At 56.7% G+C, this 24,183-nt stretch carries 19 protein-coding genes and 2 tRNA genes; 1 reads left to right on the top strand and 20 read right to left on the bottom strand.

Going from position 1 to position 24,183, the window contains the following annotated elements:
* Window positions 1–64: 64 nt before the first annotated feature.
* The 6 genes from GYN08_RS21265 to GYN08_RS21240 all read right to left on the bottom strand — a co-directional run bounded on the left by GYN08_RS21265 (window position 65) and on the right by GYN08_RS21240 (window position 5,379).
* Window positions 65–325 carry a YqkE family protein gene (locus tag GYN08_RS21265; RefSeq protein WP_166278968.1) on the bottom strand — a complete coding sequence of 87 codons (261 nt, stop codon included), beginning with the start codon at window positions 323–325 and terminating at the stop codon, window positions 65–67.
* A gap of 252 nt (window positions 326–577) precedes the next feature.
* Entirely contained in the window at window positions 578–1,252 is a 675-nt protein-coding gene (locus tag GYN08_RS21260) for a hypothetical protein (RefSeq protein WP_166278965.1), read from the bottom strand.
* A 27-nt stretch (window positions 1,253–1,279) separates the two neighbouring features.
* Complete coding sequence (locus GYN08_RS21255) at window positions 1,280–2,617, bottom strand: hemolysin family protein (protein ID WP_166278962.1); 1,338 nt, start codon at window positions 2,615–2,617, stop codon at window positions 1,280–1,282.
* A 99-nt stretch (window positions 2,618–2,716) separates the two neighbouring features.
* Window positions 2,717–3,484, bottom strand: a complete 768-nt coding sequence (locus GYN08_RS21250) for a TIM barrel protein (protein ID WP_166278959.1) — start codon at window positions 3,482–3,484, stop codon at window positions 2,717–2,719.
* Between the two features lie 176 nt (window positions 3,485–3,660).
* On the bottom strand, window positions 3,661–4,557 hold the full coding sequence (locus tag GYN08_RS21245) for a DMT family transporter (RefSeq protein WP_166278956.1): 897 nt from the start codon (window positions 4,555–4,557) through the stop codon (window positions 3,661–3,663).
* Between the two features lie 204 nt (window positions 4,558–4,761).
* Complete coding sequence (locus GYN08_RS21240) at window positions 4,762–5,379, bottom strand: lysophospholipid acyltransferase family protein (protein ID WP_166279197.1); 618 nt, start codon at window positions 5,377–5,379, stop codon at window positions 4,762–4,764.
* Between the two features lie 288 nt (window positions 5,380–5,667).
* Between GYN08_RS21240 and GYN08_RS21235 the strand changes: the two genes are divergently transcribed.
* The gene (locus GYN08_RS21235; protein WP_166278953.1) at window positions 5,668–6,087 is read left to right on the top strand and encodes a chemotaxis protein CheW; all 420 of its coding nucleotides are present in this window, start codon (window positions 5,668–5,670) and stop codon (window positions 6,085–6,087) included.
* A gap of 397 nt (window positions 6,088–6,484) precedes the next feature.
* On the opposite strand, the gene mmuM is transcribed toward GYN08_RS21235, so the two are convergent.
* The 14 genes from mmuM to GYN08_RS21165 form a co-directional block, all read right to left on the bottom strand.
* Entirely contained in the window at window positions 6,485–7,450 is a 966-nt protein-coding gene (mmuM, locus tag GYN08_RS21230) for a homocysteine S-methyltransferase (RefSeq protein WP_166278950.1), read from the bottom strand.
* Complete coding sequence (gene mmuP, locus GYN08_RS21225) at window positions 7,447–8,841, bottom strand: S-methylmethionine permease (RefSeq protein WP_166278947.1); 1,395 nt, start codon at window positions 8,839–8,841, stop codon at window positions 7,447–7,449. Before mmuP ends, mmuM begins: the two co-directional genes overlap by 4 nt.
* A gap of 381 nt (window positions 8,842–9,222) precedes the next feature.
* Window positions 9,223–10,200, bottom strand: a complete 978-nt coding sequence (locus GYN08_RS21220) for an alpha/beta hydrolase (protein WP_166278944.1) — start codon at window positions 10,198–10,200, stop codon at window positions 9,223–9,225.
* 10 nt (window positions 10,201–10,210) lie between these two features.
* The gene (gene map / locus GYN08_RS21215; protein ID WP_166278941.1) at window positions 10,211–10,957 is read right to left on the bottom strand and encodes a type I methionyl aminopeptidase; all 747 of its coding nucleotides are present in this window, start codon (window positions 10,955–10,957) and stop codon (window positions 10,211–10,213) included.
* A 240-nt stretch (window positions 10,958–11,197) separates the two neighbouring features.
* Complete coding sequence (locus tag GYN08_RS21210) at window positions 11,198–12,313, bottom strand: SGNH/GDSL hydrolase family protein (RefSeq protein WP_166278938.1); 1,116 nt, start codon at window positions 12,311–12,313, stop codon at window positions 11,198–11,200.
* A 241-nt stretch (window positions 12,314–12,554) separates the two neighbouring features.
* Window positions 12,555–14,387, bottom strand: coding sequence for a glutamine--fructose-6-phosphate transaminase (isomerizing) (gene glmS / locus GYN08_RS21205; protein WP_166278935.1), 1,833 nt, complete (start codon window positions 14,385–14,387; stop codon window positions 12,555–12,557).
* Window positions 14,388–15,039: 652 nt separating this feature from the next.
* Window positions 15,040–16,380: a phosphoglucosamine mutase gene (gene glmM, locus GYN08_RS21200; protein ID WP_166278932.1), complete on the bottom strand. Its 1,341-nt coding sequence runs from the start codon at window positions 16,378–16,380 to the stop codon at window positions 15,040–15,042.
* Between the two features lie 124 nt (window positions 16,381–16,504).
* Entirely contained in the window at window positions 16,505–18,073 is a 1,569-nt protein-coding gene (locus GYN08_RS21195; RefSeq protein WP_166278929.1) for a CdaR family protein, read from the bottom strand.
* Window positions 18,066–18,899 carry a diadenylate cyclase CdaA gene (cdaA, locus tag GYN08_RS21190; protein ID WP_166278926.1) on the bottom strand — a complete coding sequence of 278 codons (834 nt, stop codon included), beginning with the start codon at window positions 18,897–18,899 and terminating at the stop codon, window positions 18,066–18,068. Before cdaA ends, GYN08_RS21195 begins: the two co-directional genes overlap by 8 nt.
* Before the next feature lie 231 nt (window positions 18,900–19,130).
* A complete protein-coding gene (locus GYN08_RS21185; RefSeq protein WP_166278923.1) occupies window positions 19,131–19,751 on the bottom strand; it encodes a zf-HC2 domain-containing protein in 621 nt (206 codons plus the stop codon).
* A 201-nt stretch (window positions 19,752–19,952) separates the two neighbouring features.
* Complete coding sequence (sigW, locus tag GYN08_RS21180) at window positions 19,953–20,522, bottom strand: RNA polymerase sigma factor SigW (protein ID WP_166278920.1); 570 nt, start codon at window positions 20,520–20,522, stop codon at window positions 19,953–19,955.
* 410 nt (window positions 20,523–20,932) lie between these two features.
* A complete protein-coding gene (gene ppc / locus GYN08_RS21175) occupies window positions 20,933–23,728 on the bottom strand; it encodes a phosphoenolpyruvate carboxylase (protein WP_166278917.1) in 2,796 nt (931 codons plus the stop codon).
* 288 nt (window positions 23,729–24,016) lie between these two features.
* Window positions 24,017–24,090, bottom strand: a tRNA-Gly gene (locus GYN08_RS21170).
* Between the two features lie 8 nt (window positions 24,091–24,098).
* A tRNA-Pro gene (locus GYN08_RS21165) sits at window positions 24,099–24,172 on the bottom strand.
* Window positions 24,173–24,183 lie beyond the last annotated feature (11 nt).

Genomic DNA, 24,183 nt, shown 5'->3' with positions numbered 1-24,183 from the left:
GATTTCTTTTTCGAGCGTACAGGCTCTCCGAATTTATCGCTGCCCGCTTCATGCGTTCCTACGCTTAATCGTACTTGTTGATTTTTTTGCCTTCGCTCTGGCTGAGCAGGTATTCGAAGTCGTTTTCCAGACGTTTGCGTTCGGCTTTTTTCGCTTCCGCGGCCATCCGCTGTTCTTCTTCCCGACGCTCCTGCTCGGTCGCTTTCAGCTCGTTCGCCTGGGCTTGAAGCTTCGCCAGCACCTCGGGATTCAGCATATCTTTCAGCGTCGCCGGTTTGTCCGATGCGGCCGGACGCGCGGCGGCTTGTTTTTTCTTGGCGGCCATGCGCTTCCCCTCCCTTTTGTCGCGGTCCCTGTACGAAGGAACCTTCCTTTTCTATTATACGGCGGCTCAAATGGGAAAGGAACCCTCATGAATCTGTACCAGCCTGTGTATAAAATGCCGCTTACTCACAGGTTATTCTATCCTTATTCACAAGTTTATCCCCAAAAATCAGCTTTTTATCCCCAACCTGTTGAAATCTTTCACATATTCTTCACATAAAGGGTTTTCTTTATCCCCAACTTCCCGTTCTGCCTATATCGTCCATCGGTCGCCGACGATTCCGATCAACTGCCAATCGCTGCCGGTCTGCTCGAAGACGAAGCGAAGGCTGCCCCAGTCCATGCCTCCGACATCGCCGGCCCCGCTGCGTCCGCCTTTGACATAGAATTCGACAAACTTCGCTTTTGGATAGGCCTTCTTTAAGTTGCTGAGCGTATTGCCGCTTCGCACGACCCGGTTGTAACCGACGCCGTCAGGCGCCGTATAGGGCAGATTGTTCAGAAACCGGGCATAGTAGCCGCGAAAATCAAGCACGATCGGCTCTCCGCTTCCGTCGTAGGCGCCCCAAACATATGTTTCAGGATCCTTCCAAGCTTGGCGCAGCTTGCCGGGCGTCAACACGCGATCGCTTTTAAGTTCGACGTACGCGTAAGGAGAGAATCGAATTCCTCGAGGGGCCGCCAGATCGGCCAGCGCGTCGAAATCGCGATCCGCCAGCGCTCGCAGCGCCAGATTCGCTTCGCGCACGATTTCGAGCTTCGTTTTTTCCGCGTTCGTCGGATACGCTGCGGCGCCGGAAGCCGCGGCGGCACTCTCCTCGCTCCCCGCGTATGCACGAACCTCAGCCGTCCTTTCCGGCAGGAACACCAGCACGGCCGCGAATGCAGCCGCCGCTGTTCGCCGGATTCCTTTTTCGCGATTCATCATCCGCTCCTCCTTCTATTCCCCGCCTGTTCAATTCGGTTCCGCTTCCCGTTCGTTCCCCGCCGCGCGAACCGCTTCGATCTGCCCGATTCGGCCGCCCTGCATCTCGCGGATCGTCCAGTCCCAGCCGGCTTCGTTCAGCGTGTCGCCTTGCTTAAGATCGAACTTTTCCGACAGCAGCCAGCCGCCGATCGTGTACACTTCTTCCGAATCGATGTCCGTGCCGAGCTGACGGTTCACGTCATGCAGCAGCGCCTTCGAACTGAGCAGGAACCGTCCTTCTCCGTCGGGCCGAATCAGCGGGGTCGGAACCGCGGCGCCCGCCGGCGAAGAACCGGAAGGAATATCGCCCACGATCTCTTCCAGCAGATCCTCGAGCGTAACCAGTCCGGAAGTGCCGCCGTACTCGTCCATCAGGACGGACATATGGATGCCTTCCTTCTGCATCCGTCCGAGCAGGTCGCGCGCGCGTACCGTTTCAATGACCTGGATGACGGGACGGATATACGGCGCGATCGGCTGCGGGCCGCCCCCGCCCCGGCGCACGTAATCGCTCAGCACCTGCTTGACGTTCACCATGCCGACGATATGGTCTTTGTCCCCGTCCAGCGAGACCGGCACCAGGCTGTACGTCTTCGGTTCGATCAGCTCCAACAGATCGCGAACGTCCGCATCCTGCGGAATGTGGCGAATCTCGGTGCGCGGTACCATGATCTCCTGCGCGTCCCGCTCGTCGAAATCGAATACGTTGTTGAGATAGCGGTACTCGGTCGGCGTAATTTCCCCGCTCTTGAACCCTTCCGACAGCGCCAGACGAAGTTCCGCCTCGCTCTGCGCGGCTTCTCCCTCCGTCAGCGGCTTAAGCCCGAACAGTCCGCTGATGACCCGGGAGGAACGACTCAGAATCCAGTTGAACGGATACGTGATGCGGTAAAAAATAATGAGCGGACGCGCCAACGCGAGCGCCAGCGGCTCCGCGACCTGAATGGCGACGGTTTTCGGCACCAGCTCTCCGATCAGCACTTCGAAATAGGTCAGGATCAGGAACGCCAGCAGGAAGGACAGAATCCCCGTAACCGACCCCGGAATATGCAGCCAGACGAACACCGGTGCCAGCAGTTCCTCCACCGTCGATTCGCCCAACCATCCGAGCGCCAGCGACGTCAGCGTCGTGCCGAGCTGGCTGGCGGACAGAAACTCGTCGAGCCTTCCCAGTATTCGCTTGACCGCCTGCGCATTCTTGTTGCCTTGATCCGCAAGCTGATTGATGCGCGATACGCGCACCCGGATGATCGAATACTCGGAGGCGACGAAAAAGGCCGTTAACAAAATGAGCAAAATGACAAGCATCACATTTACGATTTCCACGCTGTTCCTCCGTTCCGCACGTTTTCATGATACCTATATACCCATTTTTACGTATCCTCATGCGGAAGCATGCAGAGCAGCAGCGCGGCAGCCGCCCGTTTACCCCGTATGGTGCTTGGCGTGAATTTCTTTCAAGTCTCCTAAGGGATCGTGAGTCGGAAAGTACTCGATGCCGACGTATCCGTCGTAGTCGGTCTGTTTGATGAAGTCGAAAATGCGGTCGTAGTTCAGTTCCCCGGCGAACAGTTCGCCTCGGCCCGGCACGCCGGCCGCCTGGATATGCGCGATCCGGTGGATGTTGTTTTGCATGCGAGAAATGACGTTGCCCTCCATGATCTGAACGTGGTAAAAGTCGTAGCAGACTTTGACGAGCGGATGGTCCACTTCGCGGACGATGCGAAACGCTTCCTCCGACGTGTTCAGGAAATAGCCGGCCAGCTCCTTGTCCCGCACCGTGTTCATCGGCTCGATCGCCAGCGTCACCCCGGATTTGTCCAGCAGGGGAGCCGCCTCCCGGAGTCCTTTGATCAGAATCTCCCGCGTGTCTTCCCTGTTCTGTTCTTCCACCTCGAAGCCGACGCTGTGCACCAGAGTCGGGCAGCCCAGAAAACGCGCGGCTTCCGCCGCTTTTTCCATTTCCTCCAGCGCTTCCGATCGTCCGTCGGGCCTAAGCAGCGTATCCGTCACCACGACGATCGAAGCGACATCCATTTCGTACTCCCCGCACAGTTCCTTGATCCGGTGTAAATCCTTGTCCGCCCAAGACCAGAACTCGATCGCTTTCGCTCCGACCTCGTGCAGAATGGGCAGCGCTTCGTAGATGCTTCGTCCGTTAAAAAGAGTCTCGGTATTGTAGGACAGTTTCATTGACATTCGCTCCCTTCGGCTCGGCCGTTCCGCGACTTTGTACGGAGACCCTCGTTTGCCAAATTTTATCCATCTTTTCGGCGCGCGAATCACCAGGGCCTCCTCGGCACAAAAAAAAGCCGCGCAGGCGCGGCTTTTCAGAAAAATAGTGCCGAATTCCTCGGCTTTCCGCGGGCTCATCCCGCAAATGCCGCCCTTTTCGGCTTGGCTTTGCGATTGACCAGATAGATCCCGCTTCCGATCAGCACCAGTCCGAGCAGAAGAAAGCGGCTGAACGGCTCGTGCAGCGCCAACGTCCCGACCAGGACCGACAGCAGCGGAACGAGGAACGTATAAGAAGCGACCTGGCTCGCTTCTCCCGCCTGAGTCAGCGTGATGTAGATGATCCAGGACAGCGCGATGCCGAAAAACACGCCGAACAGCAGGCCTGTCCAGTATGCGCCGTTCCAGACGATGTCGCCCCAGCTTTCGGACAGCGAGCCCGACAGCGTCAGCACGACGCCCCCCAGCGTGCACTGAAAAGCGACCAGCCAGAGCGAATCGACGGAAGCTCCTTCCTTCTTGATGAACACGGTGCCGAACGCCCAACTGAACGCCGTGGCGATCGCCAGCACGACGCCGATAACGGCGACATGGCCAGAGAAGCCGCCCAGGCTGACCGAGACCACGCCCAGAAAACCGAGCAGCAGGCCGGCAGCCTTCATCGGCGTCATCCGCTCCTCCAGCCACAGCGACGCGAACAGCCCGACCAGCACCGGCTGCAGGTAGACGAGCACGGTGAACAATCCCGACGGCATGTAGATCAGTCCGATCGTCTGCAGGCCGTAGAACAGCACCACGTTCAGCAGCGCGGATATCAGATATACCCGGCGGTTCTCTTTCCAGCGGATGCGGCCGCGCTTGGGCAGAAGGAAGAGCATCAGCAGCAGCCCTCCGATCAGCGTGCGCAGTCCCGCAAACAGCAGCGGCGGCGTGTAATCGAGCGCGACTTTATAAATGGACCAGGATACGCCCCAGATCAGCACGAGCGCGGCGATCAAGCCCAGGCGCTGCGCTCCCGTCAACGTTTTCATCGAATAATTCTCTCCTCTATTTCTATTTTTCGTTACTCTCTATCTTTAAGTAAGAAGACTTTTCGATCATACGCCCCCGTCCGGAAAATTTCAATACGGCGTCCGCTTCTAAAACGGGGCAGGGCGAAAAAGCGGCGGCGCGCCGCTCAGGCGCATCCCCCGCTTTTCCGCTTTGTTTCTGTCGTTCGCTTCGTTCGTCCGCACTTACTCTTTATGGTCCTGATCCAGACGGCTCAAGCCGGTCTCCAGCGTATTCATTGCCAGCGCCAGGCGGTCGGCCAGCTCGTTCAAATCTTTTTTGCCCTGAGAAGGGCCTTCGCTGACGGTCGGGATCGGGTCGCCGATTACGAGCCGGGTCTTGGTTCCGCGCAGCAGCTGCTTCAATCCGGTAGGACCCGCGTAAGCGGCCGGTACGATCGGCACCTTCGCCATATTGGCGATCGTGACGGCGCCGCGCTTCAGCGGCACGTCTTCCGACGAACGGGTGCCCGAAGGGAAAATGCCGATCGTCTTGCCCTGCTTCAGCAGTTGAATCGGAATTTTGAGGCTGCTCGGCCCGGGATTTTCTCGGTCTACCGGAAAAGCGTTGATGTCGCGCAGAAATTTATCGGCAATCTTTTTGCGGAACAATTCTTTCTTCGCCATGAAATGAACCTCGGTCGGCAGCAGCGAGCATCCCAGCGCCACGACGTCCAGCCAGCCCCGGTGCGTACAGGTAATGACGTAGCCGCCCTCCTTGGGCAGCTTGTCCGCTCCGATAACCTCGAATTTTCCGAATCCCCGCAATATCAGTCTGGCCAATCTGGCGATGGGTTGATACAACACGTCGACTGCTCCTTCCGCATTCCGCTCATTTATATGATTAGTATCTGGTCCTAAATTTAAGGTAAACCGCCGCCGCCTACAAAAACGCAGCGTATATGGCTAGTTTACCACGCCCTCATGTTCCTGAACAGCCGTCCGATCCGAAAAAGGAGGGGCTTTCGCTCCGATGCGGGTAGCATGGCGCGGCGGAATGACCTATAATGACGATAAAGCCAATCCTTTTGCCCGGCCGAATGCCGGACGCAGCAGGATTCTATCCGTAAACGAAGGAGACCGGCGTATACGATGAACGATTTTATTTTATTCAAACTGGCCGACAAAACCTACGGTATTCCGTTTCACGAGATCGACGAGATTCAAAATGCAAAGCCGGGCACGTCGATTCCTTTCTCCGCCAACTGGCATGAAGGCGTAGTCAAAATTCGAGAAGAAATTTATACGATCGTGAATCTTCGCAAAAAATTGAACGTCTCGCACGAAGACCAACGCGACACGGACAAATTCATCCTGCTGCGCCGCGAGAAAGTCGCCCTGCTGGTCGATTCGCTCGACGACACGGCTTCCGTTGCCGATTCGGCGCTGACGGATAACGAAGAAATGGCGAGCCGGCGTTTCCTGCCGTCCGTGTTCGAGCACGGCGACCGGATCGTTCTGGTGCTGAACGTGGACGCGCTGCTCGCGACTACGACCGGAGGCGGAGCTTAGGCTCCGTCTTTTTTCATCCGCCGGATTCCGCCGCGAGACGACTTCCCTGTGCTTCGCGGGAATGAACAGAGAAAAGCCCCGATTGAAAAAATCGGGGCTTTTTCTGTTCCGCGGCTGCCGGCGTACGAAGAAGAGAGCTGCGAACGGAGTGCGTCTATTGGAATGTCGCCGTGAATCGAAGAAGACGGACGCTGGATGATCGACGAAGCCTAACCGAAGTCGGGCGTTTACGAATGCGCCGCGGAAAGCGAGAGCGCCAGCTGTTGATGGATCAGATGGGCAATGGGGCAATAGGGCCGTTCAAGCTGTCGTTCTGTGGCGCTCTCACTTTATAAAACGCACAGCCTTCGATATTGGATCACTTTTCGCCAAAAGTTTTTGAAGAAAGGCGTGCCGGTCAGCTTCGCCATACGGCGGCGATCCGGGCGATTTGTTCCGGCGTCGTCCGGCAGCAGCCGCCGATCAACCGCGCTCCCGCTTCGTGCCAGGCGCGCGCCGACTCGGCGAAGCCGCCGCAGGCCTCCGCCGCGCCGGGCTTCCAGGTCTTGGTCGACGGGTCGTACGTTTCGCCGGAGTTCGGATATACCAATATCGGCTTGGACGTACTTGCCGCCAACCGTGCCGCCGCTTCGGCCGCTGCCGAAGACGGCGCGCAGTTTATTCCGACCGCCGCCACGAACGGGTACGCTTCGAGCGCCCGCGCGCACTCTTCGAGCGGCGTGCCTTCGCTGATTGCGCCGCCATCCCGCAGCGAGAACGACATCCAGGCGAACGTCCCCGGAAATTCTTCGAGCAGATCCGCGAGTACCCGGGCTTCCTGAAGCGACGGAATCGTCTCGAATGCGAGCAGGTCGGCGCCCGCTTCGACCAGAGCCCGCATCCGCGGGCGGTGAAACGAAGCAAGCCGTTCGTCCTCGACGCCGTAATGGCCGACATACTCCGAGCCGTCCGCCAGATAAGCGCCGTACGGACCGACGGAAGCGGCGACGAACGGCTTCGGACGATCGCCGCTTTCTTCCGCCGCCCAGAATTCGTCGCGGGCCTCGGCGGCCAGCGTTACCGTCCGGCGGATCAATTCCAGCGCCCTCTCTTCGCCGACGCCCTGCGCCGCAAAGCCTTCGACGGTCGCTTGATAACTGGCCGTGATGGCGCAGTCCGCGCCGGCACGGAAATAGTCGGCGTGCACGCGGCGGATCAGCTCGGGACGTTCCAACAGCACGCGCGCCGACCACAATGGATCGTTCAAATCGCAGCCGTGCCGTTCCAGCTCGGTTGCCAGCGCCCCGTCCAGGATCAATACGGGATAGCGCTCCAAAATGGCCTGGATCGGGTTGATCGGATGATTCGTTATCGATTCGTTCATGCTCGGTTTTCCCCTTTCGTTTCCCGCTTGCGGGCCGTGACGTAATAAGCCGCATAACAAAATAAAACAAACGGAATTCCGCAGTACAGCGCGATCCGCTGCGTCGGGTCGAACCCGATGCCGATGCAGGAGAGCAGGCACAGCAGGAACGAGGCGATCGGCACGAACGGATATCCGGGCGTTCGGAACGCCAGGTCTCGGACCGAGTGCCCTTCGCGGACGTAGGCTCGCCGGAACAGCAGCTGCGACACACTGATGCTCATCCAGACGGCGACGACGGCAAGACCGGAGATCGAGACCAGCGCGATATATACCGTATCCGGAGCCACCACGCTCGACAGCAGCGCGAGCGCGCCCCCCGCCATGCTCAGCGTCAGCGCGTTGAACGGAACGCCGCGGGCGTTAAGACGGGCCAGCGACTTCGGGACGGTTCCTTTATCCGCCAGCGACCACAGCATGCGCGACGACGCGTACAGACCCGAATTCGCCGCCGACAGAATCGCCGTCAAAATCACGAAGTTCATGACGTCGGCCGCGTAAGGAATGCCGACCCGATCGAGTACGGCCACGAACGGACTTTCCAGCACGCCCGCTTCATCCGTCGGCAGCAGCGCCGACAGAACGAAGATCGTGCCCAGGAAAAACAGCACCAGGCGCAGCAGCGTCGTCTTGATCGCCTTCGGAATGGTGCGTGCCGGATCGACCGTCTCGCCGGCGGCGATGCCGATCAGCTCGGTCCCGGAAAAAGCGAAATTGACGGCCAGCATCGTCATCAGGATCGCGAAGGCGCCGTTCGGAAACCAACCGTTCGCGGTCAGATTCGACAGCAGAGGCGCGGAGCCGCGTCCTTCCATCGGCACGATGCCGAATATGGCCGCCGCTCCGAGCACGATGAACGCGACGATCGTCAGCACTTTGACGAGCGAGAACCAAAATTCCGATTCCGCGAAGAAACGAACGCTGCTCGCGTTCAGGAAAAAGATCAAGGCCGCGAACAGCGCGCTCCAGATCCAGACGTTTACGTCCGGGAACCAGCGCTGCATCAGCAGTCCCGCCGCCGTGAACTCCGAACCGAGTGCCACGGTCCAGGTCAGCCAGTACAACCAGGCCACCGTATAGCCGGTCGCAGGTCCGATATATTTGGCCGCGTAGCTGTGGAACGCCCCGGTTTCCGGCATCTGTACCGACAGTTCCCCGAGACACAGCATAACGAGGTATACGGCGATTGCGCCGACCAAATAAGACAAGATAGCCCCGATAGGCCCGGCCTGCTGGATCGTGTAACCGGAGCTGAGAAATAACCCCGTTCCGATGACTCCGCCGAGCGACAGCATGACCACGTGCCTGACCTGCATGCTCCTTTTAAAATGTGCCGCTTTTTCTTGTTCCATCCTTATTCCCCTCTTCCGGTCCGCATGCAAAAAAGGCGCCTTCGCAGTGAAGACGCTCCGAAAACCCTTTCCTGCGGGGACATGTCTTCCATCTTTGTCGTCCCGCGTCAATTCGCCGTCTTTTCCCGTTTCCGATGCAGCATGAGACCATGAAAAGTCAGGAGGCGGCCGGTTTGCCGGAACGCCCGCGATTTGAACATACGCCGTAGGACTTGCGATTTTCAAACCAATATACCGGGACCGTCCCCGCCTGTCAATGATTATTTTATATCACTTCACCGCTTTGAACCGTCAGTCCGCATAAGCAAGCTTGCCATTTAGGAGGATTGCGAGGAAAAGATAAAGAAAAAGACCGGCTCAAGGCCGATCTTCTTTGTCTTCCTAACGTTCTGCCGGCACGATCCACTCCAGCGCTTCGTTCAACCTTCTCTCGAAATCTTCCGGATAATCATGCCCGGTTCCGGAGACGATATCCAACCGACACTCGAGACCGGCCGACTGCATCGCCTGCGCCAGAGGTTCCGCCGACCCCCGGCCTTCTTCGTCCGCTTCGCCCGCGATCAGCACACCTCGCGGCGTCCGCCCGTCCAGGCGGTCAAGCGACGTCGTCCATTCTTCCGGCTCCGCCAGCCAAGGCGATACCAGCAGCAGGCCGGCGGCCGGAAATTCGTCATGCAGCACAGCGTTCAGCGCGACTTCCGCGCCTGCAGAAAAAGCGCCGAGCACGACGGGAACGTCTTCTTGCGATTCCTCCTGCGCGCGCAGACTTTCCAGGTGCTCCCGCAGCTCGGCGGCGCCCAGATCGATATCGTCCCACCCGAAAGCGTCCGAAAAACGGATCTGCGACGAGCGGACCAGCCCTACCGTCCAGCCCGCCTGCAGCGCAGATTCCCAGAACGGGCGCGCGTCGCTTCCGCTTTCCTGGTCGCCGTGCAGCACCAGCAGCAGCCGCTTGGACGAAACAGAAGTTCCGTCTCCGGAAGACGAAACCGCCGGCTCTGTCGGTTTCAGCACTTCCAGGCCCGGTACGGCATTTGACAGTGCCGCTTCTTCGCGCCGTGCGCACAGATCCGCCAGCTCGGCAAAGCCTTCGAAGCTGCGCAAAGCTTCCAAGTCCTCGTCTTCCAGCAGGTAGTCCGACGGATACCAAAAGCCTCGTTCCGTCACCGCTTCATGCAGCAGCGAGAAGGCTTCGGCTGTCCGCCCGGAAGCGGAAGCCAGCGCATACAGCACATTTACCTGCCTTGCATCGCCGCGGTCGACGTACGCATGCGCAAAAGCGTAAGCATCCTCCGCGCCGTATCGTTCGCGTCTGTCCAGCGCTTCGTTGAACAGACGGGTCGCCGTCATCTTTTTCATATTGGACTCCTTATTTCGTCAGGATGATCGGCTCGCCTTTGGTGATGATCATCGTATGTTCGTACTGGGCCACCAGGCTGCCGTCGTCCGCTCTCAGCGTCCAACCGTCATGCTCGTCCTCGAACACTTCGCGCGCGTTGGTCGACACGAAAGGCTCGAACGCGATGACCGTGCCTTCTTTCCACAGATCGGTATCGGTCGGGTCGTAGTAGCTCAGGATATACTCCGGCTCGTCGTGCAGCGCCGTGCCGATACCGTGTCCCGTCAGCGTTTCGATGATGTTGAATCCGTGACGGCGCGCGACGTTGTAAGCCGCTTTGCCCGCGTTGTTGCGCTTCGAGCCGGCTTTGATCTTCGCGGCCCCCGCTTCGAACGCCTCTACGGCCGCTTCGCACAGCTCGACCAGACGAGGGTCTCCTTTACCTACGACGAACGATACGCCCGTGTCCGCGAAATAACCGTCGCAGGAAGCGGATACGTCCACGTTCACCAGATCGCCTTCCTGAATAACGCGCTCGCTCGGAATGCCGTGCGCCACTTCTTCGTTAATGCTGATGCAGGTATAACCCGGGAAATCGTACGTCGATTTCGGAGCCGATACCGCGCCGTGTTCCTCGAAGAGCTCGGCCGCTCGGCGATCGAGGTCGATCGTGCGAACGCCGGGTTTCGCCATTTCTTTCAATTCGTCCCGGATGATCGCCACGATCCGCCCGATTTTTTTCAATCCTTCGATTTCCTGTTCCGTTTTCGCTATCATGTTCGTTCTCCTTCGTCTTATTGAATAATGGGATCATCCTTCTGCCGATAACCGATTTCCGGCGGCTGTCCCACGCTTGCTTTCAGGCTGTCGGACCCGTTGCAACAACACGCGAATCCCGCCGGACAAGAACCGTACCTATCATGAATTCCTCTCCTTGCCGTTACCCGCTATTATACCACTGTGCGGCCGCTCTTTCTTCCCCCGTCGAAAAAAGGCTTCGGAGACTGCTCCGAAGCCTTACCAGCCCAGTATCCGGCGCAGTTCCGGCACGAGCCGATCGGCCATTTTGACGTTGCCCTGCGCGGAAGGATGCAGCGCATCGGTATAATCGCCCGCCGCTTCCGACAGCCAGCCGTCCGTGGCGATAACGTGCAGACGGGCATCCCCCGCCGACTGCCGAAGCAGAACGGCTTCCTGCGCTTCTTCGTTCATATACCCGTTCAGCGGCCGGATCACGATCAGTTCCGCTTGAGGATACGCTTTTCGCAGCCGTTCGAGAAACCGGACATACGCTTCCCGGAAAGTGCCGGCGTCGATGTCTGCCCGTTCGTCGTTGGTGCCGAGATTGATCACGACGGCGTCGGGCTGCCTCGAAGAAACGTCCCACTCCGGCGAATCGGCGTAGTCGAGCGGCTGCAGCTTGAAATACTGCTCGCTCATGCCGGAAGGCGGCAGACCGTTGCAGGATACGCCGTCCGTCAGGCAGATGCCGGTATACGCGATCTGCGTATGCTCCGCGTTCAGCCGTTCGCCGGCCAACCAGGCGTACGATTCGATCGACACGTTCGGCGTTTTGTAGCCGACCGTGATCGAGTCGCCGACGAATTCGATCAGACGCTTTTTCTCCGGCGGAGGCAGCGTCTGCGCGCCTTCGTCCAGCAGCAGTCCTTTGAATACGACGACGTCTCGAATATCCCGCGTGACCACGGTCAGCGTATGCTCGCCGGGCATCAGCCGTTCCGGCGTCAAATTGATGATGCCCGACGCATTTTTGTACAGATTGAAAGGCCCTCCGTCGACGGAAGCGTACAGATCCGAGCCTGCCGGCGGCGCGGCATAGCCGAGCCTCAACCGGACGCCCGTGCCCGTAAAAGCCGTCGTAAGCGAGGTTCCGGCCCAATAACCCCGGTAAGTGTCGGGTTCGGAAGCGTCCCATCGGCCGATGTAATGAATATTCGGATCATTCGGCCCGGTTGCGGCCATATCGGCGTTGACCCGGCCCACCGAAGGCGCGGCCAGCAGCACAGTGACCGCCACCAGCAGCCAGACGAGCCAGAAACGGCGGCGCAGCGGCGCGAGACGCCCTTCGGCCGAGATCGAAAAAGCGGAGGGGACGGGCTTACGGTTGTTCAATCGGTTCGCTCCTTTGATGTGTCCGGATCTGTTCCGGCATCAGAGCTTGCTTGCCGGATGATTTCGTAAATGATTCGACTGATCCATTATAGCTTTTTTCCCTGCAAAATCCAGCAACCGCAAGCAAAATCATAAATACGATAGGGTATAATTCCAAGACGTCCAACAAAAAAGGACCAGCGCGGATGCAATCCGGCTGATCCTCTTCGTTTATGCTTTACAAGTCAAGCGGGGCGTTATCTTATTCGACCGTTACGCTCTTCGCCAAGTTGCGCGGCTTATCCACGTCCAGGCCGAGAGCCAGCGAAGCGTAGTACGCCAGCAGCTGCAGCACAACAACCGACAGCGAAGCCGTCAGGAGCGGCAGCGTCTTCGGAATGGTGACCACTTCGTCGACGGACTTCATCAGTTCCTTCGCGTCTTCTTCGTAGCAGACCGCCAGAACTTCGCCGCCGCGTGCTTTCACTTCCTTGATGTTGCTGACCGTTTTTTCGATCAGCGCCTGCTCGGTCGCCAGGGCGATCACCGGTACGCCTTCTTCGATCAGCGCCAGCGTTCCGTGTTTCAGTTCGCCTGCCGCATAAGCTTCGGAGTGAATATACGAGATCTCTTTCAGCTTCAGCGAACCTTCTTGAGCAGCCGCGTAATCGAGTCCTCGTCCGATGAAGAACAAGTGATCGTGCGAAGAGAACTTCTCTGCGTATCCCTTGATTTCTTCTTCGCGAGCCAGAATCGCTTCGACCTGTTCCGGCAGCGCCTGCATGGCGGCCAGCGTCTCGGCAACCTGCTCTTCCGTCTGCGTGCCGCGAACCTGCGCGAAGTACAGACCCAGCAGGTAGAACGCGATCAGCTGCGAGGTGTAGGCCTTCGTCGAGGCGACAGCGATTTCCGGTCCGGCCAGCGTCGCGATGACGTCGTTGGCGTCGCGGGCGATGGAGCTGCCCACTACGTTGGTGATAGCCAGTACGTGCGCGCCGTGCGACTGCGCTTCGCGCAGGGCAGCCAGCGTGTCCGCCGTCTCGCCGGATTGGCTCACGACGATAACCAGCGTTTCAGGCGTTACGATCGGCGAACGGTAGCGGTACTCGGAAGCGACGTCCGTTTCGACCGGAATGCGCACGAGCCGCTCGATTACGGTGCGTCCGACCAGGCCGGCGTGGTAAGCCGTTCCGCAGGCGATGATCTGCACGTTTTTGATGTTTTTGATCTGTTCGGCCGTCATATGGAAGTCCGGCAGTACGACTTTCTTGCCGCTCTCGTCTATGCGACCGCGCATCGTATCTTGATAAGCTTTAGGCTGCTCATGAACTTCTTTGTGCATGAAATGCTCGTAGCCGCCTTTTTCCGCCGTTACGGCATCCCATTCGATGTACGTCATTTCCCGGGTAATGGCATTGCCTTCGATCGTCATCAGCTTAACGCTGTCGCGGGTAATCAGAGCCATCTCGCCGTCGTTCAAGATGAACACGTTGCGGGTATACTTCAGGATGGCCGGAATGTCCGAGCCGATGAAGTTTTCGTCCTCGCCGATTCCGACGATCAGCGGGCTGGCGTGGCGAACCGCTACGATGCGATCCGGCTCATACTCCGTCAGAACGCCGAGCGCGAAAGCGCCGCGAAGCTGCTTGATCACTTTTTGAACGGCATCCACGATGTCGCCGTTATACTCGCGCGCCACCAGATGGGAAATGACTTCCGTATCCGTTTCGGACACGAATTCCACGCCGCTTGCGATCAGCTCGTCTTTCAGCTCCAGATAGTTTTCGATAATGCCGTTGTGCACGACCGAGAACTTCTGCGTAACGTCCGTATGCGGGTGGGAGTTCACGTCCGAAGGCTTGCCGTGCGTCGCCCAGCGCGTATGACCGATGCCGACCGATCCGGTCAGCGGCGCGTTCTGCAGCTTGTTTTCCAAGTTAACCAGACGTCCCAGCGCTTTCGTCACCCGCAGGCCTCCGTCCGTATAAACGGCGATGCCCGCCGAGTCGTAGCCCCGGTACTCCAGCTTCGAAAGTCCTTCGATCAGAATGTCCTGAGTATTTCTTGGTCCGATATATCCTACGATTCCACACATAATAAATATCCTCCGCTCGTGATTGGTTTGGATCTTCGGACTCCGAGCGGATGAACAACGGGCAAAGCTTATCTTTTGAATGAAAACAAAGATGTGCCGCCGATTCGAATCTCCTTTTCAACAGACGGAACTCCGATTCGAAGCAGGCATGGCATAGGGCGAATTCTGTTCATTTAGACAGACTCTTCCCTTCGGTTTGTTCGATTCTCGAATTTCGCGCGCCGTGATACGAAGCCGCTGCTTGTTCACTCTCGGCCGCGCAAGCTTTCCGCTATTCATCCGCATACGAAAAGCCCGATGATGGTGCATCCGCGAATCCGTTTGTGCGGCCAGTCGCCTGTCCGTTTTCCGAAATTCGCTTACGGTCTGATGCAGTACCGGGAGGTCCCCGCCGAAAATTTCGAACACCTCCACCTCGTCAGCTCGATCCGTACATCCCCGTCGGACTTGCATCCTTCGGCGTTCCGATCTGTCGTTCGAGCTCTGGCGCTTATGAATCCGTAACCTTACGATCCTCACTCTCTATGTATGAGTCGGGGCAGCCGCTTACGGCCTCGCCCAATTGAATAGGAGTGCCCGCCTGAACGCAAGCGGGCACTCCAACATTATATGACATTGAACGTTGCTTTACAACTCGAGCTTTTCCGGCTGCTCAGACCAGCTCGCTGCGAACCACGTCGGCGATTTGGCCTACGACACGATCCAACTGCTCTTTATCCGGTCCTTCGGCCATGACGCGGATCAGCGCTTCGGTTCCGGAAGGACGCACCAGCACGCGACCTTCGCTGCCCAACTCCCGTTCCACGGCTTCCACGGCGGCAAGGATCGCTTGGTTGCCTTCGTAGTTCCGTTTGTCCTGCACCCGTACGTTGACGAGCAGCTGCGGATATTGGCGCATCATGGTCTTCACTTCGCTGAGCGGTCTGCTCGCGGCCACCAGAGTGTCGACCAACTGAATGGCCGTCAGCATGCCGTCCCCTGTCGTGTTATGATCGAGGAAAATGACGTGTCCCGACTGCTCGCCGCCCAGGTTGTATCCGCCCTTGCGCATTTCTTCCATGACATAACGGTCTCCGACAGCCGTCTTCAGCGTATTGAGGCCGAGTTTCTCCGTCGCCTTATAGAATCCGATATTGCTCATCACCGTCGTCACGATCGTGCTTCCGTTCAGCTTGCCGGCGCGGTTCATCGCATCGCCGCAGATGCACAGAATGAAGTCGCCGTCCACCACTTCGCCCTTGTCGTCGATCGCGATCAGGCGATCCGCGTCTCCGTCGAAAGCCAGGCCGATCTGCGCGCCGTGCTTAAGCACTTCCTCGCGCAGCGTCTCGGGATGCGTGGAGCCGACATGATCGTTGATATTCAGGCCGTTCGGTTCCGCTCCGATCGCGATCACTTCGGCGCCCAGTTCGTGGAACAGGCGCGGAGCCAGCTCGTAAGCGGCGCCGTGCGCGCAGTCGAGCACGACCTTGATTCCTTTGAAGGATTGCTTAACCGTCGTTTTGAGGTAGTCCAGATAAACGAATTTGGAGCTCTCGTCGTTCACGACCGTTCCCAGACCCGCTCCGACCGGACGCGGCAGTTCGTCGGCTTCCGCATCCATGAGCGCCTCGATCTGCAGTTCCGTCTCGTCGGACAGCTTGAAGCCGTCTCCGCCGAAAAATTTAATGCCGTTGTCTTCGACGGGATTATGCGACGCCGAAATCATGACTCCGGCGTCGGCTTTCATCGTACGAGTCAGATAAGCGACCGCCGGCGTCGACACGACGCCCAGACGCACGACGTTCGCTCCGATCGACAGCAGCCCCGCGATCAGCGCCGATTCCAGCATAAGACCCGAAATTCTCGTATCCATGCCGATCAATACCGTCGGTTTCTCGACTCTGCCCGCCAGCACGTAACCGCCGCAGCGTCCAATCTTGTAAGCCAGTTCGGCCGTCAGTTCTTTATTGGCGACTCCGCGTACGCCGTCTGTTCCAAAATACTTTCCCATATCGATTCTCGTTCTCCTTTTATTTCAAACCGCGTTCGCTCCCTCTTGAACCCGTTCAAGAAAACAGCGAAACGCCCTCGAATAATTAGTATTAGTTATTGTCTCACATGGATCAGGGGCCGCTTTAAGGCGTCTGCGTGCCTCCTCCGGCATCGCTGCTCTGTTCGGGCGCAGTCTCCGTTTCCGCCGATCCGTTCCCGCTGTCCTCGCCCGGCTGAGGTTGAACGCCATCCGGCGCCGTGCTCTCGGATGGCTGAGGTTCCTCCGGTGTGACCGGAGCGTTGCCCGGGTTATCGGTTCCCTGTTCCTCCTGATCCGGCGGCTGTTTGGAAGCGTCATTCTCGCTGCCCGTTCCCTGACCGGCGTCCGTCCCTTCGCTAGGCGGTTTCGGTTCGCTTGGCTTACCGGTCTCCGGCTCGGTCGCTGCAGGCGGAGTCGTTTCCGTTTCCTCCTCGATGTCGGCGATTTCGACCGTCACCGAAGGCGGCGAAGTTCCTTCCGTTTCGATGTATTCCGGCAGTTCGACCTTAAGTCGCACCTGATGTGTCCCGACTCCGAGTCCGCCCAAGTCGGCCGTCAATTTGATATCCGAGACGGTGACGTCGGATACCAGGCTCGGCGCTCCCATAATGGTCACATCCATTTGACCCGACGCCGGCTCCGTAATAACGGCCTTCGTCCCTTCCTGTTGTCCCGTCAGCGCAACCGGTACCTGCCGAATGACTTTCTTCTCATAAGGCACCACGGTTACCGTGTAGCTTACGGACGAAGGTTGAATCCGCTCGACGCCGCTCGGAGCGGCCAGCGACTTGGTGTAAGTGGTGGCCCCTTCTTTCGTGATTTCGCTCAAATCCAGGGTGACGGGCGGATAGCTTTCCACGCGATCCAACGCCCCCTCGGCGCCGTACAACGTGACCTGCTGCGCTCCGGCCTTGACATCCGATAACACGAGCCCATTCGGAAGCTTCCCGCTGTAGCTCACATTCAGGGGCAGCGTCTTTGAGGAAACGTTCGAAGAGACCGGAATCTGGACTTTGATCGAGGAAGGCTCAATAACCGCGTCGTCAAGCACCTCGCCGTTTTTCGAATAGGCCACCAGCTTGACCCGCCCGGATATGTTCTCGTTCGCTCCGGCTACGCTTATCTCGCCCTGCACTTTCTGTACCTGTTTCATTTCGCTGGCCGGAAGCGTCACCTGCACCTCGCTTCCCTCTTCGAATACGGGATCCAGTTCCGTAAATCCCGCCGCGGGCGTACCCGTCGTCAAAATGGCCGCATTAAACTTTTGAGTGACTTTCTCCTCGATCGTCACGGTCACTCTGGAAGGTTCGATCGACAGCAAGTCCACGCCCGAAGGCGGATCGAACTGCAGCGGTACGGTATACTGCCCGGGTTCGTTGATGCTGCTCAGATCCATCTTGACTTGATACTCGTTCGTCAGCAGCGAGGTGATCTGCGAACGCTGTCCCGAGATCTCGACGCTTACCCGCTGCGGATCGATGGATTGAAGCACGTATTTGTCGCTATCGAAGCCGTAGGGCTCGATCGCCAGGTTCGTAATGGTCTGGTTCCCCTGCGTCGTTCTTGTGAGTGTAGGCGCGTCCGTATCGACATGTACCATCGCCCATAAGATGACGGCAACAGCGAGCGCAATCACTTTTGCCGCCGTATTGTTCGCCAGCCACTTATCCATTAGACTCGTCCTCCTTCTTTCTCCAGAACAAGCCCTTCTTCTCTCTAACGGACGTATTCGGTTTCAGCAGCTCGTAAAGTTTGGATACCAAAGCTTCTTCGCTTATGTCGCGTACGACCTTGCCGTCCAAGGCAAGGGACACTTGTCCCGTTTCTTCCGAGACGATTACGGACACGGAATCCGCCACCTCACTGATCCCGATTGCCGCTCGGTGTCTCGTTCCGAGTTCTTTGCTGATGAAAGGATTTTCGGATAAAGGCAGATAGCAGGCCGCCGCCGACAGCGTACGGTCTTGGACGATGACCGCCCCGTCGTGCAAAGGCGTATTCGGAGTGAAAATATTGATTAGCAGTTCCGACGTCACTACGGATTTCATCGGGATTCCCGATTCCGTATATTCGTTCAAGCCCGTGCTCCGCTCGAAAACGATCAGTGCCCCGATCTTGCGCCGGGACAAGTAGGCCACGGCTTTCATCAGCTCGCCGATCATTTTTCCGATTTCCTCTTCGTCCGCGCTGCTTCGGCCTACGAACTTGCCACGGCCCAGCTGTTCGAGTCCTCGCCGGAGCTCGGGCTGGAAAATGATAAAGATCGCCACGACCCCGAATGTGAACATCCGGTCCATCAGCCATTTCAGCGTATAGAGATCGAGCCAGATACTGATCGCCCATATGATGACCAGCACCAAAATGCCTTTGAGCAGCTGTACGGCCCGGGTTCCTCGAACCAACAGAATCAATTGATACACAATATAGGTAACGATCAAGATGTCCGCGACATCCTTGACCGTATCTTTCAAAGTCAGGTTTGTAAAATAATCCATCATGACCCAAGCCCCCGTTATCTCCGTCTCTCTCAGGCTGCTGGCATTTATGTAGGTCCGCCGGCTGTCCAAGCTTCGGAACCGACTGCCGGTTCGGATTGTTATTCGGATTTGTATATCTATAGGTTATAACGTTCGTGCTTTCGTTGCAAGCGACGCAGTTCGAGTTCAACGAAAAAGGCGCCCTGCCCGATCGGGCGAGGCGCCTTGCTTCTACTGCGCTCTAGACGGATCCTAACGATAGGCGACTTCGGAGAAAATGTTCCCCAGCTTATACCAGACCCAGTCGAAAGCCTGATTGATATCTTTGAGCTGACCCGCGACATGAGCCGTCGAAGCCTGGTAGGACGAACCGTCGATCACCGTTACGTCCCCTTTTACCTCCCCGTAGATCTCCAGCTTTCCTCGTTCCACGGTAAGGTCTCCGGATACGGTCGTTCCTTCCGGAACAATGACGGTATTGCCGGCCACCTGCACGCTGCCGAGATCGCTGCCTTTCACGACCAGCTGCGTATCCGCGTTCCAGAAACTGATCGACGTGCCCAGCATAATCAGAAGAAAAGCGGCAGCGGCTGTCAAAGCCGGGTGTCTGCGAATCCAGTTCCATGCGGGGTTGTGCTTTTTGGGCTGCGGAAGAAAACTCATGATGCGATCGGTCATATCGTCGGATACCGACACGGATTCGGTTTTGCGGTTTGCGGCGAACAGCATCATCTCCGTCTCTTCGAGACGTCGAAAAGCCGCTCGGCAATCCGGACAGGCATCAAGGTGACTTTGTAATTCGCGTGCTTGCTCCGAAGGCAGATCTCCATCCAAATACTCGTGCATGAACGAGACGGCTTGTTTGCAATTCATATGAGCCAATCCTTTCGTGAAAACTCGATAAAATCTGATGTTGGCCTTATTATGCCCTACTTAATACGAGGCATCCCGGCCAGAGTTTCAATTGGAAACAACAAAATCGTACTTAAATTTGATTTTTATTCGGCGGCGTTCAATGTTTTGTAAAATTTGAAGTTTGCCCTGCGCAAAATTGCATAAAAAAACCGAAATCGCTCAGTAATTCTGCGATTCCAGCTTTTTTCGCAAAAACTCGCGTCCCCGGTGCACCCGCGTCTTGATGGTAGTGACGGGCATATCGAGCACGTCGCTGATCTCCTGCAGCGACAATTCCTGCAAGTAGCGCAGAATCATCACGGTTTTGTACTTCGGAGGAAGACCGTCAATCGCTTCATGAATCGTGGTACGCGTCTCGGAGATCATATATTCGGTCTCCGGAGTGCGATTGTCGCTCGGGATCAAAGCGTAGCCGTCGGCTCCGTCCTGGTCGCCGATTTCGGCATCGAGCGAGTATGTAGGTTTTCTTTTTCTAAGACGGTCGATACTCAAGTTCGTTCCGATCCGGTAAATCCACGTTGAAAACTTCTGCCCGGGATCGTAGCGGTCAAGATTCCGGTAAACGCGCAAAAACGTTTCCTGAACGACATCTTCCGCCTCATGCCGATTGCTCAGCATGCGATATGCGAGATGAAAAATTCGATCTTTATACAGATCAACGATTTCGGCGAAAGCTCTCTGGTCACCTTTGAGCGCAAGCTTCACCAATCTCGTTTCCAGATTGTCCACCGTGTCTCCCCCAGACTAAGCCCGCTGAATCGGGAACCTGAAGCGCCCTGTCGCTTCTTTTTCGGGGTTCCCTTAACAACTTAAGGCAAGCATTACATCCGGCCGTTCCGACGGCATACAGACAGAACATGCAAATGGCGCAGGTCTCTGCATAAGCCGTCAAAAAGCCATTTTATGCGTATGTTCAAATCGTAATTCATGCGGCGTTAAAAAGCAACACTGCTGTTGTAACTTCTTCCAGCCCTTTACATCCTAAGCGGAAATCAAGAACAAATCGACGGACCAGGCGTTATTCGCACAGAAAAAACCGTGCCTTTTCATATGAAAAGACACGGTCATCACTTCATTGAGCGTTAATCCACGAAGGAGCGCTTTCGACTGATTCGGACTCCCCTTGGAAGGCCGTCCGATCAGCCCGTATTCCGAAGCCCCGCAGCGATGCCGTTGATCGTAAGCAGCACTTCGCGCAGCAGCTCCGGATCATCCGGTTCGGACGCTTCGCGCAGAGCCCGCAGCTCGGCCAGCAGCTGCACCTGCAGATAGCTGAGCGGATCGACGTAAGGATTGCGCAGGCGAATCGATTCTTGGATCACCGGAACATTATCGAGAATTTCCTGCTGCCCGGTAATGTCGAGAATCAACTGTTTGGTCAGCCTGAACTCTTCTTCGATCAATCCGAAAATCCGGCTGCGGCTTTCTTCGTCTTTGTACATGGAGGCGTATTCTTTGGCGATTACCAGATCCGCTTTCGCAATTGCCATCTGCAGCGAGTCGATCAAAGACGTAAAGAACGGGAAGCTGGCATACATCTTTTTCAAGGTCTCCAGGTTTTCCGGTTTGCCCTGATAGAAACTCTGGATTCCTGTTCCAGCGGCATACCAGGCCGGAACGAGATACCGTCCCTGCGTCCAGGCGAATACCCACGGAATGGCGCGCAGGTCTTCGAAACGGTCGCTGTTTTTGCGTTTTGAAGGGCGGGAGCCGATATTCAACTCGCCAATCTCGGACAGCGGAGTCGCACCTTTGAAGAAAGGCAGGAAGTCCGGATCGCGGAAGATCAGATCCTGATACTTCTTTAGCGAAGCTTCGGATATGCTTCTTGCGATGTCTTCCCATTGACGTTCTTCTTCCATATAGGAAGTATCCGTTGCCGCCATGGCGGAAGTCAGCAGAGCCGAGGTCGCCTGCTCCAAGCTTCGATAAGCGATGCCTCTAAGCGAGTAACGCGAAGAGAGCACTTCTCCCTGCTCCGTGATCTTGATTCCGGCACCGACCGTATGCGGCGGCTGCGCGAGAATGCTTCGGTTGAGCGGCATGCCGCCCCGACCGAGAGAGCCGCCCCGACCGTGGAAAAATTTCAGCTTAATGTCGTAGGCTGTCGCCATCGCCGTAATCTCGTTCAGCGCCACCCGCAGCTCCCAGTTGGCCGCGACCGTACCGCCGTCTTTGCTGCTGTCGGAATAACCGAGCATGATCTCCTGCTGATCGTTCATCGCTTTGACTGCTTCGCGGTAAATCGGAATATCGAACAGCCGCTTCATGATGCCGCTCGCCGCTTGAAGATCTTCGATCGTTTCGAACAGCGGAACCGCCTGCAGCGTGCATACGACTTTGCCGTCCGAATGTTTGCGGAACAGCCCGACTTCCTTCGCGAAAACCATCACTTCAAGAATGTCGCTGGACGCTTCAGCCATACTGATCAGGTAACTGCTGATACAATTCCGTCCGAACTCGTTTTGCGCTTCGAATACCGTCCGGTAAACCTGCAGGCATTCTTCCGTGCCGTCGCTGTAAGTCAGATACGGGGTCGTAAGCGGCCTCGGATCTTCAAGCAGTCCAACCAGAAGTTCGACTTTTTCGTCTTCGGACAGCTCGGCATAATTCGTCACGATGTTCATGCTGCTCAAAATCTCGCTCATGGCTTTCTCGTGTTCCTGGCTGTGCTGCCGGATATCGAGAGTGGCCGTATGGAAACCGAACAATTCGACCTGACGAATCAACTTTTTGATCGAGCTGTTTGCCACATAATCCGCATGGTGATAGCGCAAACTCCGGTCAATGACCATAAGATCGGCAATCAGCTCGGAAGGATGGGAATATCGGTCCGGTTGACCTTTCTTCTCTTCGTCCAGCACGTTATCCAGCTTGTGCATCATATAAGTCAGCTTAACGCGATAAGGTTCGTTATCGTTATGCCAATTCGATTTCGGCTCAACCGTCACCGTACCGCGGTCGCGTTCGATCGACTCCAGCAGTTCGTCCGTCACATTGACGATGCTGCTGCTGAAGCTGAGCATTTGAATAAGTTCGACCAGGATACGATGATATTCGCGAATAGCCAGCTTTCGCTGCATTTGCAGCGTCTGCCAGGTTACGCTTGCCGTTACCGAAGGGTTGCCGTCACGGTCTCCGCCGATCCAGGAACCGAAGCGAAGATAATTGGGAACATGCCAATCGTGCTCCGGGTAATACTTGTCCAGACAGCGCTCCAATTCTCCGTAAACGTCCGGCAGCACGTGGAATAAAGTCTCGTGGAAGTAATACATGCCGTTTCGCACTTCGTCGAGTACCGTCGGCTTGCGATCCCGAAGTTCGTCCGTCTGCCAGAGGGCGATAACTTCGTTCAACAGCTTCTCACGAAGCTGCTCGCGTTCCCGGAAAGTCAGGGAAGGATCGTCAAGCTGCATGACGTCCGCCGCAATACGTTTATGGATATCTAAAATGACTCTCCGCGTCGCTTCCGTCGGATGAGCCGTCATAACCAACTCGAGCGACAATTTTTGCAGGAAAGCCTGTACATCTGCATAGGAGAAATTTTGTTCTTTCATTCGCTGAACCGCGGTCTCGATCGAACCGGGCTGCGGAGCCTCACCGGCCGAGCGTTCGTAATCCCGCTTTCTGCGGATTCGATGATTTTGTTCCGCAATGTTGACGAGTTGAAAATAAATGGCGAAAGCCCGGATCACCTGGTGCCGGATCTCGGGATCAAGCGAATCAATCTCCCGTTTGAATTCTTCGTGCATATCCGGCAGATAAACCGCGCGAAGCGATTTGCTGAGCTCGCGAATTTTCTCAACCTTGTCCAGGAGTTCCTGTCCGCTGTGGTGAACGAGCACTTCTCCAAGAATATTTCCCAGGAACCGCACATCGCGTCTGAGCAGGTTGTTGGAACTGCCTTTGTTTGCGGTTACCGTCAGTTCAGTCATTTTACTCCTCCTATCTTGTCTGCATCGCATGCTTGCTGATATGACATCTTCATCACATCATACAACAATTCATTTGATAAATCTTCACTTTACGGTGAAAAAGCGACCGGCTATTTTGATAGAGACGCATATGATCTATGAATGAAAGCGAAAACCTTATCAAGCAAAAATAAGACTCCCGCTTTAAAACTGCGCAGAGGAAAAGTTAAGAGGTATAAGAAAAGGGCGCCCAATTGAACGCCGGGAATATAACAAAAAAGACCGCTTCCGGTCTCGGCTTTTAAAAAATGGAGCGGGTGATGGGAATCGAACCCACGCTACCAGCTTGGAAGGCTGGAGTTCTACCATTGAACTACACCCGCAAAAGCAATCGGGATGACACGATTTGAACATGCGACCCCCTGGTCCCAAACCAGGTGCTCTACCAAGCTGAGCTACATCCCGTTATGCATTTT

It is taken from the genome of Saccharibacillus alkalitolerans, from assembly GCF_011090185.1.
GTDB classification, from domain to species: domain Bacteria; phylum Bacillota; class Bacilli; order Paenibacillales; family Paenibacillaceae; genus Saccharibacillus; species Saccharibacillus alkalitolerans.
Note: the sequence above shows the minus strand (reverse complement) of the source record. Positions and strands in the feature narration are given on the sequence as shown.

Bases quoted from the DNA above. Each gene is read 5' to 3' on its own strand.
- GYN08_RS21265 (WP_166278968.1), bottom strand. From the start codon at position 325: ATGGCCGCCAAGAAAAAACAAGCCGCCGCGCGTCCGGCCGCATCGGAC.
- GYN08_RS21260 (WP_166278965.1), bottom strand. From the start codon at position 1,252: ATGATGAATCGCGAAAAAGGAATCCGGCGAACAGCGGCGGCTGCATTC.
- GYN08_RS21250 (WP_166278959.1), bottom strand. From the start codon at position 3,484: ATGAAACTGTCCTACAATACCGAGACTCTTTTTAACGGACGAAGCATC.
- GYN08_RS21245 (WP_166278956.1), bottom strand. From the start codon at position 4,557: ATGAAAACGTTGACGGGAGCGCAGCGCCTGGGCTTGATCGCCGCGCTC.
- GYN08_RS21235 (WP_166278953.1), top strand. From the start codon at position 5,668: ATGAACGATTTTATTTTATTCAAACTGGCCGACAAAACCTACGGTATT.
- mmuM (WP_166278950.1), bottom strand. From the start codon at position 7,450: ATGAACGAATCGATAACGAATCATCCGATCAACCCGATCCAGGCCATT.
- mmuP (WP_166278947.1), bottom strand. From the start codon at position 8,841: ATGGAACAAGAAAAAGCGGCACATTTTAAAAGGAGCATGCAGGTCAGG.
- GYN08_RS21220 (WP_166278944.1), bottom strand. From the start codon at position 10,200: ATGAAAAAGATGACGGCGACCCGTCTGTTCAACGAAGCGCTGGACAGA.
- map (WP_166278941.1), bottom strand. From the start codon at position 10,957: ATGATAGCGAAAACGGAACAGGAAATCGAAGGATTGAAAAAAATCGGG.
- glmS (WP_166278935.1), bottom strand. From the start codon at position 14,387: ATGTGTGGAATCGTAGGATATATCGGACCAAGAAATACTCAGGACATT.
- glmM (WP_166278932.1), bottom strand. From the start codon at position 16,380: ATGGGAAAGTATTTTGGAACAGACGGCGTACGCGGAGTCGCCAATAAA.
- GYN08_RS21195 (WP_166278929.1), bottom strand. From the start codon at position 18,073: ATGGATAAGTGGCTGGCGAACAATACGGCGGCAAAAGTGATTGCGCTC.
- cdaA (WP_166278926.1), bottom strand. From the start codon at position 18,899: ATGATGGATTATTTTACAAACCTGACTTTGAAAGATACGGTCAAGGAT.
- GYN08_RS21185 (WP_166278923.1), bottom strand. From the start codon at position 19,751: ATGAATTGCAAACAAGCCGTCTCGTTCATGCACGAGTATTTGGATGGA.
- ppc (WP_166278917.1), bottom strand. From the start codon at position 23,728: ATGACTGAACTGACGGTAACCGCAAACAAAGGCAGTTCCAACAACCTG.